The 11978-nt window shown below is 73.8% G+C and carries 6 protein-coding genes; 3 read left to right on the forward strand and 3 right to left on the reverse strand.

The window, feature by feature from the left end; all coding sequences use genetic code 11:
- Nucleotides 1-389: 389 nt before the first annotated feature.
- The 3 genes from HCK00_RS26300 to HCK00_RS26310 all read left to right on the forward strand — a co-directional run bounded on the left by HCK00_RS26300 (nt 390) and on the right by HCK00_RS26310 (nt 5657).
- Nucleotides 390-1136: a MerR family transcriptional regulator gene (locus tag HCK00_RS26300; RefSeq protein ID WP_168104540.1), complete on the forward strand. Its 747-nt coding sequence runs from the start codon at nt 390-392 to the stop codon at nt 1134-1136.
- Between the two features lie 577 nt (nt 1137-1713).
- The gene (locus HCK00_RS26305) at nt 1714-3729 is read left to right on the forward strand and encodes a hypothetical protein (protein ID WP_168104541.1); all 2016 of its coding nucleotides are present in this window, start codon (nt 1714-1716) and stop codon (nt 3727-3729) included.
- A gap of 380 nt (nt 3730-4109) precedes the next feature.
- Nucleotides 4110-5657: an ABC transporter substrate-binding protein gene (locus HCK00_RS26310; RefSeq protein ID WP_168104542.1), complete on the forward strand. Its 1548-nt coding sequence runs from the start codon at nt 4110-4112 to the stop codon at nt 5655-5657.
- Nucleotides 5658-5888: 231 nt separating this feature from the next.
- Here the strand turns inward: HCK00_RS26310 and HCK00_RS26315 are convergent, their stop codons facing one another.
- The 3 genes from HCK00_RS26315 to HCK00_RS26325 all read right to left on the reverse strand — a co-directional run bounded on the left by HCK00_RS26315 (nt 5889) and on the right by HCK00_RS26325 (nt 11203).
- The gene (locus tag HCK00_RS26315) at nt 5889-8189 is read right to left on the reverse strand and encodes a 3-hydroxyacyl-CoA dehydrogenase NAD-binding domain-containing protein (RefSeq protein WP_168104543.1); all 2301 of its coding nucleotides are present in this window, start codon (nt 8187-8189) and stop codon (nt 5889-5891) included.
- Between the two features lie 67 nt (nt 8190-8256).
- Nucleotides 8257-9471 carry an acetyl-CoA C-acetyltransferase gene (locus HCK00_RS26320; RefSeq protein ID WP_168104544.1) on the reverse strand — a complete coding sequence of 405 codons (1215 nt, stop codon included), beginning with the start codon at nt 9469-9471 and terminating at the stop codon, nt 8257-8259.
- A gap of 481 nt (nt 9472-9952) precedes the next feature.
- Nucleotides 9953-11203, reverse strand: coding sequence for a CaiB/BaiF CoA transferase family protein (locus HCK00_RS26325; protein WP_168104545.1), 1251 nt, complete (start codon nt 11201-11203; stop codon nt 9953-9955).
- Nucleotides 11204-11978 lie beyond the last annotated feature (775 nt).

Genomic DNA, 11978 nt, shown 5'->3' on the forward strand with positions numbered 1-11978 from the left:
TCGCCGACTGGCGGCCCCGCCACGAGGGCTCCGTCCCATCCGGCCGCTCCGCCCGGCAGCCTCACGCCCTGGCCGGTAATCGGCGCCGCCGACCCCTGCGGCGGCCGGTCGCGGCCGGCGCGGCGTGCGCGCCCCGCCGGGAACCTCGCGCGGTCCGGCCGGGCCCGGCTCCGTCCCCCGCGGCCGCCCACCGGACGCGGCAGGCGGCCACCGTGGCGCTCCCGGCGCCGCTCCGTTCCCCGTCGCCCCCGGACCGGGGATCAAGATCAGCCGCCGGCTGCCCGCCCGAGAGGTTACACACTCCTGGTGGGACAGCAATACTGTTGGGCGCCCGGCCGCCCCAGCCCGGCGGACGGGGAGGCGAGACGTGAGAGAGTGAGGCGCCGCGGATGACGCACGAGCTGACCGCCCACGGCCTGACGGTCGACGAGCTGGCGGCCCGCGCGGGGGTGACCGTCCGCACCATCCGCTTCTACTCGACCCGCGGCCTGCTGCCGCCCCCCGAGATCGGCCCCCGCCGGGTGGGGCGGTACGGCCAGGAGCACCTGTCCCGGCTCGCGCTCATCGAGGAGCTCCAGCAGCAGGGCATGACGCTCGCCGCGATCGAACGCTATCTGCGCCGGCTCCCCACCGACCTCAACGCCCAGGACCTCGCCATCCACCGGGCCCTGGTGGCCTCCTGGACACCGGACGCGGCGGAGGAGATCACCCGGGAGCAGCTGGAGAGGCGCGCCGGGCGGCCGCTGGAGGAAGGCGACATCGACCGCCTCGGCGCGATGGACGTCCTGGTACGGACGGACGAACCGGACGTGTACCAGGTCGATCCCGCGCTGGTGCACCTCGGTGTCCGGCTGCTGGACCTGCCGATCACCCTGGAGACGATCCTCGCGGCCCGCTCCGTGGTCGTCGAGCACACCCGGGAGGCCGCCCGGGAGCTGAGCCGCCTCTTCCGCGAGGAGGTCTGGGAGCCGTACCGGCAACGGGAGACGGACCCGGAGCAGGTGGAGTCGGTGCGCTCGCTCTCCGCGCACATGCAGCCGATGGTGGTACAGGCCCTGGTGACCGCCTTCCGGCGGTCCATGCGGGAGGAGCTGCGCCCCGTGTTCCCCGGGGAACACGGCGACGGCGCACCCTGACCCGCCCGCACGGCGCACACGGCCGGCCCCCTTCGGGCAGGTCGTTCGGCTCCCGGCTCAACCGGCGGCCCGTACCCCGGACCGCCCGGCGGGCGCCCGCCGGGCACCGTCTCCCGCACGGCGGGCACCCCTGCCCCGCCACACGGGTGGGGACGCACCCCCGTAGCGGGAACCCACCCGCCCCATCCGCGCCGCATTCCCCGCCTGTCCCCCGAGCCCCTGGTCCGGGCGCGCGGAGCGGGAATGTTCATTTCCGTTCCGTCACGACCCGGGCACGCACGGACATCGAACGGCGCCGAGGGGGAAGACTTGCTGGGCGCGGTGCGGCCCCGGCGGGAAGGGGCCTCGGCCCGATCAGTCGCACGGAGTCCCGGGAAGGCCCGTACCGGAACGAACCGAAGTCCCGCCACCGGCCGTCGACCCGGCTCGGGGCGGTCACGATCGGGACGGGGTGTGACGTGCGGGGAGGACCAGCGGACCGGCTCCGGCTCCGGCGGCCGGACCGCGCGGGCGGGGTGCGGCTCCGGGAGGACCGCCGCCCACGCCGGACCACGGGGGATCTCAAGGGGGACGTGTCATGCCGGAACCACCGGGCGAGCTGCGCGGCCGTGTGCCGGTCCTGGAACTGGTCCGTGACTGCCTGGCGCTGCCGCCGGGCGCGGACCGGCCACTGACGGTGCTGCTCGGGCCCACCGGCATCGGCGCCACCGATCTGCTCGCCCGGGCCAAGGAGAAGTTCGCCCCCGGCACGCCGTGCGCGTACCTCAACTTCGACGCCGCGAGCGGGCTGGACATGCGGACGGTGCTGGGCGGCCTGGCACGCGAGCTGGAACGCAAACTCACCGACTACAAGGAGCCGAGCTTCCCCCGCTTCATCGTCGGGCTGCTGGCCACCGGCACCCCCGTGGACGAACTGGTCCGCGCCCAGGCGCGGCGGCGGGTGCCCCGGCTGATCCGTGACGAGCTGCGGAACCGCGAGGGCCGCTACGGCAGCTTCCTCGGCCAGCTCGCGGAGGTCCTGGCGGAAGCGCTCGACGCGCCACCGGGTGTCTCGGACGCGGCCGGCGCGGTGCTCTCCTCGGTCACCCCGCGCACGGGCCAGCTCCCCTGGCGCGCGCTGGGCCGCGGGATCGCCTGGTACGGCGGCGGGCGCATTCCGCCCTGCGCGGACCCGGCCGACGCGCTGGTGGAGCTCAACAGCTGGCAGCACGGCGGCGACGGCGGCCGGGAACAGGGTCCGCAGGACGTCGAGCGGGTGCTGCTCTCCGCGTTCCTCGCCGATCTGCGGGAGCACGCCAAGGGCTGGCTGAACCACCGCTCGTTCCTCGTACTGCTCGACAACTGCCACACGGACACCGGCCGCCGGTTCCTGAACCTGCTGCTGGAGGCGCGTCAGGAGGACAAGGCGGCGCGGCGCGGCTGCGACCCGCTGGTCACCCTCGCCAGCATCCACCGGTGGCTGCCGGAGTGGGGCCCGTCCACCGGAGTCCAGTGGGGCCTGCGCCCGCACGACTCCGACCTGGCCTCGCTGGCCCACTGGCGGGACGGGCGGCCCGGTGAGAGCAGTGCCGAGTTCTGGTGGTACCCGCTGACGCTGCGCCCGCTGCGCACGGCCGACACCCGGGTGTTCTGCGCCGAGGCGCCGCGCCGCCCGGACATCGTGCCGGGGGTGCAGCGGCTCACCGGCGGACTGCCCTGGGCCGTCCGGCACACCGTCAGCACCCTGCTGCGCGCCGCGCGTGAGGGGGAGGCCGCCGAGGACGATCCCTACCGCCGGCTCCGCCAGGTGCCCGGCCTGCCCCCGGCGCCGCCCGTGCCGGGCCCGGACCCGGCGGCCCCGACGCTGGCCGTGGCCTCCCTCGGCCATCTGCTGGAGGACCTGGCCGACGAGCCCGGGAGCGACCGGCGCGCCACCCTCGTCCGCTGGTCCGCCGCGCGGGATCTCTCCGTGTGCGCACGGGTGTTCGCGGGGCACCCCGGTGACCAGGGCGAACCGCTGTCCGCACGATTGCGGGAGCGGTGGCTGCTCTCCCTCTCCCAGGACGGGCGGCTGGTCCTCCACCCCTGGCTGCGCCGTCTGCTGCTGTGGGAACTGGCGGCCGACGAGCGGGCCTGGCGGGAGAGCCACGAGGCGCTGGCCGCCTACTACCGGGCGGAGAGCAGCCGTCCGCCGCAGGTGGCACCCGGGAAGGACATGGCGCTGGAGGAGGCCTACCACCGGCTGGCGCTCGGCGAGACGGAGCCGGTCGCCGCCCTGCTGACCCAGCGGTTCACCGAGGGCAGCGGCGAGGGCTTCATCCGCGACCTGGAGCTCGTCACCTCGGCGCCCAACCGGCTGGACAAGTCCCTCCCGCCCCTGCGGTTGCTGGACACGCTCACCTCCGTCGGAGGCGCCCCGGCGATGACACCGGAGGGGGTGATCCGGCGGCTGGTGGTGGCGCGCTGGATCTGGAACGACCCGCTGAGCGACCCGGGGCGCCGGCTCTCCACGGTCATCGCGGGCAACTTCGATCATCTGGCCGCGCTCCGCGGCTCGGGCATCGTCCCGCTGTACGACGAGGCCATCCGCTACCGGCAGTGGCGCGACGAGTGACGGGGCCGGAGGGAGCGGCCGGGGAGGCGAGGGAGAGAGACGAGGAGGGAGCCGCGGTGGGGAGCTCACCGCACCGTGCGCGAGGTACCTGACCACCGGAGAGGCCGCACGCCGGACGCCGCGGCGGGACCAGGGGACGGGACGACGGGGACGGGACGAGGCGGCCCAGGCCCGGCCCGGGAGGGTTCCCCGTCGGCCGCCGGCCGGCCGTACCGCGCGACCCCGACGGCACGACCGGCCCCGACGGCACACGCGCGGACCGCGCACGGAGGAACCGCGCCGCCGGCCCGACCACACCGGCGTATCGGAGAACCACACGGAGAACCGCACGCGGAACCACACGGAAAGCCACACGGAGAGCCACAAGAAGCAGTGGGGAGATGGGGGACGTGTCCATGGGGAGTTGGCGGCCGACCCGCCCGGTGGTGCGCTGGGCGGTCTGCGTGGTGGTGGCGGCACTGGTGCTCGGTACCGGTGTCCCGGCCCTGTACGACTGGTGGCAGCAGCGGGAGGCCCGCTGCGCGGAGGGGGTGACACGGCTCGGCCCGCTGGACGAGTGTGTCGGTGTGAGCGACGGAGTCGGCGAACCCGATTTCGCCTTCGATCAGCATCTGGCCGACATCCAGCGGCGTATCGGCAAGGAGAACCGGCGGGTCGTCGACGACGCCGAAGGGGGAAACGGAGGCGAGAGCGAGAGCGCCGGGACGGGCGGCGCCGGCAGGAGCTACGTCACCATCGCCTACATGACGTCGCTGACCGTCCAGAGCGACGACAGCAACTCCGAGGGCGCGGTGCGCCGTCAGCTCCAGGGCGCGTATCTCGCCCAGTACCGGGCCAATCGGGGTGACCAGCCGGGCTCGCAGAAGATCCGGCTGCTGGTCGCCAACACGGGCAGCGGCGCCGCGCACTGGGAGCACACGGTGGACCAGCTCATCGAGATGAGCACGGCCGGCAAGCGGCAGGACCGGGTGCTGGCGGTCGCCGGCCTCGGCCCGAGCACCGACCGCAACCGTGCAGCGATGCGGAAACTCTCCGAGCACGGCATCGCCATGGTGGCGAGCACCATGACCGCCACCAACCTCACCGGCATCCCCGGCCTGGTCAGGGTGGCTCCGACCAACCGGGACGAGGCCCGCGCGGCCTCCGCCTTCCTCAAGCGGCACGACTTCAGGAGCGCCGTGATCGTCCAGGACGAGGCGGAGGCGAATCTCTACGCGCAGACGCTCGCCGAGGAGTTCCGCAAGGTCTACCCGGACAAGAAGCACCATCTGCCGGAGGAGAACGCCGGGTACGACGCCTCCCGGCCGGACAGCTGGGAGGGGGAGCTGTACTGGATCACCCGGACCCTCTGCGACGAGAAACCGGACGTGGTGTATTTCGCGGGCCGCGGCAAACACCTGATGACCTTCATCAACTCACTCGCCAACCGCACCTGCCAGTGGCGCGACTTCACGGTGATGACCGGTGACGACACCACCAACCTGACGCCCTCCCAGCTCCGTGCCGCCGCCGCGAAGGGCATCGACGTCTACTACACCGGGCTGGCTCATCCGGACATGTGGCGGGACCATCCGGACGCGGTGTCGGCGCCGTCCGCGGAGTACTTCCAGGAGGGCGGCTGGATGAGCAAGACCTTCCCCTCCGACCCGCGGGACGACGCGCAGGCCCTGATGGCCCATGACGCCACCCTCACCTGCGTGCGCGCGGTCCGGATGGCCGCGCACGAGGGCAGCACCCTGACCGGTGCGGCGACGGCCCGCATGTTCCGGCAGATGCGGGGCCGGAACCAGCAGGTGGAGGGGGCCAGCGGCTTTCTCGCCTTCCGCAACAACGGCGATCCGCTGAACAAGGCCGTCCCCATCCTGAAGCTGGAACGGGACGGGCACTTCACCCTGGACGACGTCGTCCTCGGCGACCACGCGCGCTGAGCACCGCCGCGCCCGCACCGCCGGCCGGGGCCGGGCCGGCCGCCCGGGCGCGGGCCGGTGCGGACGGGCGCGGTGGACGCCCGCGCGCCGGGGCACCCCGGCCCGGCCCCGGTGGAAGCCCACCACCGGACGCCGGGGAACAGGCCGCGCGACGGGGGAAGTCGTCACCGAGCGCGGGGTCCCCAGGGTGGCCGTGGGACCGAGACCGGGAAGCCGGAGCCGGGCCGGTCCTCAGTCCCCGGGGCCGTGCTCCGCCCGGTAGTCCGCCCGGCCGCGCTCCGCCCGGTCCCCGGGGCCGTCGGTGAACGTCTCGCCCCTCTCCGCCTTCTCCCGCAGCAGTTCCGGCGGCGCGAACCGGTCACCGTACCGCTCCTGGAGCTCCTCCGCGCGGGCCAGGAACCCGCGCGGCCCGCCGGGGTAGCCGTTGACGTACTGGAGCACGCCGCCGGTCCAGGCGGGGAAGCCGATGCCCAGGAGGGAGCCGATGTTGGCGTCGGCCACGGAGGTGAGCACGCCCTCCTGGAGGCAGCGGACCGCGTCCAGGGCTTCGGAGAAGAGCATCCGCTCCTTCATGTCCTCGAACGGGATCGCTGCGCCCGGCTTGCCGAAGTGCTCACGGAGCCCCGGCCAGAGCCCGGCCCGCCGGCCGCCCCGGTGGCCTCCGCGGCCGTCCCCGGCGCCCCGGGCTCGCCCTTCCCCCCCGTCCTCCGGGGCCTCGTAGTCGTAGAAACCGGCGCCGCCGTTCCGGCCGGTGCGGCCGAACTCGTCCACCATGCGGTCGATGACCGTCTCCGCCGGGTGTTCCAGCCAGACACCGCCGGCCGCCTCCACGGCCCGCCGGGCCTCCTTGCGAATGCGCCGGGGCAGGGTGAGGGTCAGCTCGTCCACCAGGGAGAGCACCTTGGCGGGGTAACCGGCCTGCGCCGCGGCCTGTTCGACGGAGGCCGGGTCGAGGCCCTCACCGACCATGGCGACCCCCTCGTCGAGGAACTGCCCGATCACCCGGGAGGTGAAGAAGCCCCGCCCGTCGTTGACGACGATCGGGGTCTTGCGGATCTGCCGCACCAGGTCGAAGGTGCGCGCCAGCGCCTCGTCACCGGTCCGGGCGCCCTTGACGACCTCGACCAGGGGCATCTTGTCGACGGGCGAGAAGAAGTGCAGCCCGACGAAGTCGGCCGGGCGCTCCACCCCCTCGGCCAGCAGCGAGATGGGGAGGGTGGAGGTGTTGGAGCAGAGCAGCGCGTCCGGCGCCACGACATCCTCGATCTCCCGGAACACCCGGTGCTTGAGATCCGGGTCCTCGAACACGGCCTCGATCACGGCGTCGCAGCCGGCGAGGTCGGCGGGGTCCGCGGTGGGCGTGATCCGGGCCAGCAGCGCGTCCCGTTCGGCCTCGGTCGTCCGGCCACGGGCGACGGCCTTCTCCAGCAGCGCCGCGCAGTGCGCCTTCCCGCGCTCCGCCGCCTCCCGCGAGACGTCCTTGAGGACGACCTCGATCCCGGCGCGGGCACAGGAGTGGGCGATGCCGGCGCCCATCATCCCGGCACCGAGCACCGCGGTCCTGCGCACGGTACGGGGCCCCGGGCCATCGGGGCGGCTGCGCCCCGCGTTGACGGCCCGCAGGTCGAAGAAGAACGCCTGGATCATGTTCTTCGCGGTCGGCCCGGTGACCAACTCGGTGAAATAGCGGGCCTCGATCGTCTGGGCCGTCGCGAAGTCCACCTGCGCGCCCTCGACGGCGGCGGCCAGGATGTTGCGCGGCGCCGGACAGGGCGCGCCGCCGAGCTGCTTGCGCAGGCTCGCGGGGAATGCCGGGAGGTTGGCGGCGAAGGCCGGGGTGGACGGGGTGCCACCGGGAACGCGGTACCCCTTCTCGTCCCACGGCTGACGGGACTCCGGGTGGGCGTCGATGAAGGCGCGGGCGCGCGCCGACAGGTCCTCCGCGCCGGCGGCGAGCTCGTGGACGAGGCCCGCCTCCAGGGCGCGGTGCGGGGTGTGCCGACGGCCCTCCAGCAACACGGTGAGCAACGCGTCGGTGATGCCGAGCAGCCGCACGGCGCGGACCACGCCCCCGCCGCCGGGGAGCAGGCCGAGGGTCACCTCGGGCAGCCCGAACCGGATGTCGGGGTCGTCCAGCGCGACGCGGTGGTGACAGGCGAGGGCGATCTCCAGACCACCGCCGAGCGCGGTGCCGCCCAGCGCCGCGACGACCGGTACGCCGAGCGTCTCGATCCGGCGCAGATCACGCTTGACGGCCATGCTCGAGTCGAAGACGCGCCGGGCGTCCCCGGGATGGGCCGAGAGGAGGTCGTGGAGGTCCGCACCGGCGAAGAAGGTCTTCTTGGCGGAGGTGATGATCACGCCGCGGACGCCGTCCCGCTCGGCCTCCAGCCGGTCGGCGACAGCCGTGAGGGAGGCGCGGAAGGCGGCGTTCATCGTGTTGGCGGAGTGCGCCGGGTCGTCCAGGACGAGGGTGACGACGCCGGTGCCGTCCTGCTCCCAGCGGATGGTGGTGGGTGTGGGCTCGTTCATGGTGTGGGACGTCTCCGTGGAAGGGTGCGGGGGCCGGGTCCGGGGTGGCGTGGGGGTCGGCGGCCGCTCAGAGGCGTTCGACGACGGTCGCGATGCCCATGCCGCCGCCCACGCAGAGCGTGGCGAGCCCGTAGCGCAGCCCGCGGAGTTCCAGTTCGTCGACGAGCGTGGAGAGGATCATCGCGCCGGTGGCGCCCAGCGGATGCCCCATGGCGATCGCTCCCCCGTTGACGTTGACCTTCTCGATGTCGAGGTCCATATCGCGGATGAAGCGGAGGACGACGGCGGCGAACGCCTCGTTGATCTCGACGAGGTCGATGTCACCGATGGTCAGCCCGGCCTTGGCCAGTGCCTTGCGGGTGGCGGGCGCCGGGCCGGTCAGCATGATCGTCGGGTCGGCGCCGGAGACGGCGGCGGAGACGATCCGGGCGCGCGGGACGAGGCCGTTACGCCGCCCCGCCTCCTCGCTGCCGACGGCCACCAGAGCGGAGCCGTCCACCATTCCGGAGGAGTTGCCCGCGTGGTGCACATGGTCGATCCTCTCGACCCAGTGGTACTTCTGGAGCGCGACGGCGTCGAAACCGCCGGCCTCGCCGATGCCCGCGAAGGACGGTCCGAGCGCGGCGAGTGACTCGGCGGTGGTGCCGGGGCGGATGTGCTCGTCGTGGTCGAGGACGGTGAGGCCGTTACGGTCCCTCACCGGGACCACGGAGCGGTCGAAGCGGCCGTCCTTCCAGGCGGCGGCGGCGCGCTCCTGGGACAGGGCGGCATAGGAGTCGACATCGTGGCGGCTGAACCCCTCCACGGTGGCGATGAGGTCGGCGCCGATGCCCTGGGGCACGAAGCCGGTCTCGTAGGCGGTCATCGGGTCCATCGCCCAGGCACCGCCGTCGGACCCCATCCGCACCCGCGACATCGATTCCACACCACCGGCCAGGACCAGGTCCTCCCAGCCCGAACGGATCTTGGCCGCGGCGAGGTTGACGGCCTCCAGCCCGGAGGCGCAGAAGCGGTTCTCCTGGACTCCGGCCACGGTGTCCGGCAGCCCGGCGGCGATGGCGGCGATCTTCGCGATGTCGGAACCCTGGTCGCCGATCGGGCTCACCACGCCGAGCACGATGTCGTCGACCGCGGCCGGATCCAGCTCGGGACAGCGGCGGCGCAACTCGTGGATGAGTCCCACGACCAGGTCGATGGGTTTGGTGCCGTGCAGGGCACCACCGGCTTTGCCGCGGCCCCGCGGGGTGCGGATCGCCTCGTAGACGTACGCTTCGGTGCTCACGATCGGCGGCCTTCCGTTCTTCCGTGCGGTCCGGGCGCGGTTTGCTGTGCGGTCTGCTGTGCCGTCTGCTGTCCAGTCTCCCCGCGGAGGGGAGGTGCCGGTGGAGGGCCGGGCCCTCGCGGGTGTGCCGCGCCACACGGGGCCCTCCCGTCCTGAAGGCCCGGTGTCAGCGATGGGACGCCGATCCGCCCGGCAGGGCCCCAGCCGGCGCCCTGGCCCTGCCGGCGTGCTGATTCCCCCGGTGTATCCGGCCCGTCCCTTTCCGCGTCCCACCCTGCTGATGCGCGGTTCCCGGGCGCGCCGCCGCTGAGACGGCACGTCGTGAGGGTGCGCATGCCGTGCCGGCCGCCGGACACGGCCCGCGCACCGACCGGCCGTCCGGCCTGCTCCCCCATGCTCCTCTGGATACCGTCGTTCTCGGTTACACCGCCCCGCGTCCGGCGGGCGCCCTCCGGCTGCGAGCCGCCGCGCGCCACGGTGTTCACTCACGCGCCCGTGGCAGCCCCGGAGCGGGAGGCGCCGATCGGCGGCCTTCTTCCGGCCGGCCGGTGAGACCGGGAACATCCCAGTCCCGGGCCACGGCGCCGGCGTCCGCGCCAGGCAGAGCCGGCGGCCTGCGGATGGAACCGGGCGTCACGGAGAAACGAGGCGCCGGAGCGGGCTGGGTGACCCCGGCATACTCGGTGAAGGTCGCCCGGGCAGCGAGATGCGGGTGGTCCGCGGCCTCGCGGAGCGAGAGCACCGGTGCCACACATGCGTCGGAACCGGAGAACACCTCCGTCCACTCCTCGCGGGTGCGGCTGCGGAAGCGGGCGGCCACGGCCTCCCGCAGTTCGGGCCAGTGACGCGGGTCCCCGCGGTCCGGCACCACTGCGGGAACACCGGCCTCCCCGGGACCGGCGGGCTCCGCCTCCCCCTCGCCCCCATCCGTCTCCCTGCCGCCTCCGCCCAGGCCGAGCAGACGGATGAACTCGGCATAGAAGCGTTCCTCGAGGGCGCCGACCGCCATCCAACCGCCGTCGGAGGTCTCGTACACCCCGTAGAAAGGGGCTCCGCCGTCGAGCAGGTTGACACCCCGCCGGTCCTGCCAGGCGCCGGCGGCCAGCAGGGCGTGGATCATCGTGGTGAGGTGGGCCGTGCCGTCCGTGACGGCCGCGTCGACCACCTGTCCGAGGCCGGTGGCCCGCGCGTGGTGGAGCGCGGCGAGGACACCGACGACGAGATAGAGGGATCCCCCCGCGTAGTCGCCGAGGAGATTGGCGGGAAACGCGGGCGGCCCGCCATCCGGGCCGGTCAGGTGAAGGGCACCGGTGAGAGCGATGTAACCGATGTCGTGACCGGCGGTCGAAGCGAGCGGCCCGTCCTGGCCCCAGCCGGTCATCCGCCCGTAGACGAGACGGGGGTTACGTGCCAGACAGTGATCCGGACCGAGGCCCAGGCGCTCGGTCACTCCAGGACGGTGACCTTCCAGGAGGACGTCCGCGCGGTCGATGAGCGCGAGGGCGGCCTCACGACCGGCATCGCTCTTGAGGTCGAGGAGCACGGACCGCTTGTTCCGCCCGGTGAGATCGGAGGCCGGGTCGACACCGAGGCCGGGGCCGCCGGGGCGATCGATCCTCACCACGTCGGCGCCGAGGTCGGCGAGGAGCATCGCCGCGAACGGCCCCGGGCCGATCCCCGCCAGTTCCACCACCCGCACGCCTGTCAGCGGACCGCTTCCGGTTACTGCCATCGAGACCTCAGATCCCAGACTCACGCCGCGCGGCCGGACTTCTCCCGCCGCGGTCCGCCCCACCCCGGCTCCACTGCGGAATTCCGGATCCGCGGGGTGCGGATCTCCGGGACTCCGGACGGGCCCGGCGGATCCGGCGCGCGGTCCCGGACGGCCGGACGCACCGCTTCCACCGCCGCTCGACCCACACTGACGCGATGCTGCTGTGACACCACTGATGTGACAGCAACAATGCTATGGACGGGCCGACACTCAGCACAACCCCTCTGTCCGGGAGTGCGACAGGACAGCCGCACCCCGGGAACGTCCCCCCGCGCCCCTCTCCTTCCGGCCGGAGACCTGCCGCACCGGCGGCGCTGAGGGGACGGAAGGCTCCTCCGGCGCGGTGAGAACGCAGTGAAGTTGAAGAGGAGAGGGCAAGGCCTGGCGGACACCGTGAGCGGTCACCGTGCTGGATAGGGACGCCGACCGCAGAATCCTGGCTTGCGCATGCGTGCGGTAGGGGCGAGGTCGAGGCGTGCGCCGTGAGCCACGCCGGGTGGACGTGCGGTGGCGTGTCTCGGATGCGTTGACGGGCTGCGGCTCGGTGGTGCCCTTGCACTGCGGTTACGGCTCGATGGAGCCCTTGCACTGCGGTTACGGCTCGATGGAGCCCTTGCACTGCGGGGTTGAGGCTTGGGGTGGGGTGCGGTTACGGCGCCGGGGGGGGGGCGCGGGGGGGGGGGGGGGGGGGGCGCGGGGCGGGGGGGTTTGGGGGGGGGGGGGGTTTTGGGGC

The organism is Streptomyces zingiberis (assembly GCF_012034935.1).
Taxonomy (GTDB): Bacteria; Actinomycetota; Actinomycetes; order Streptomycetales; family Streptomycetaceae; genus Streptomyces; species Streptomyces zingiberis.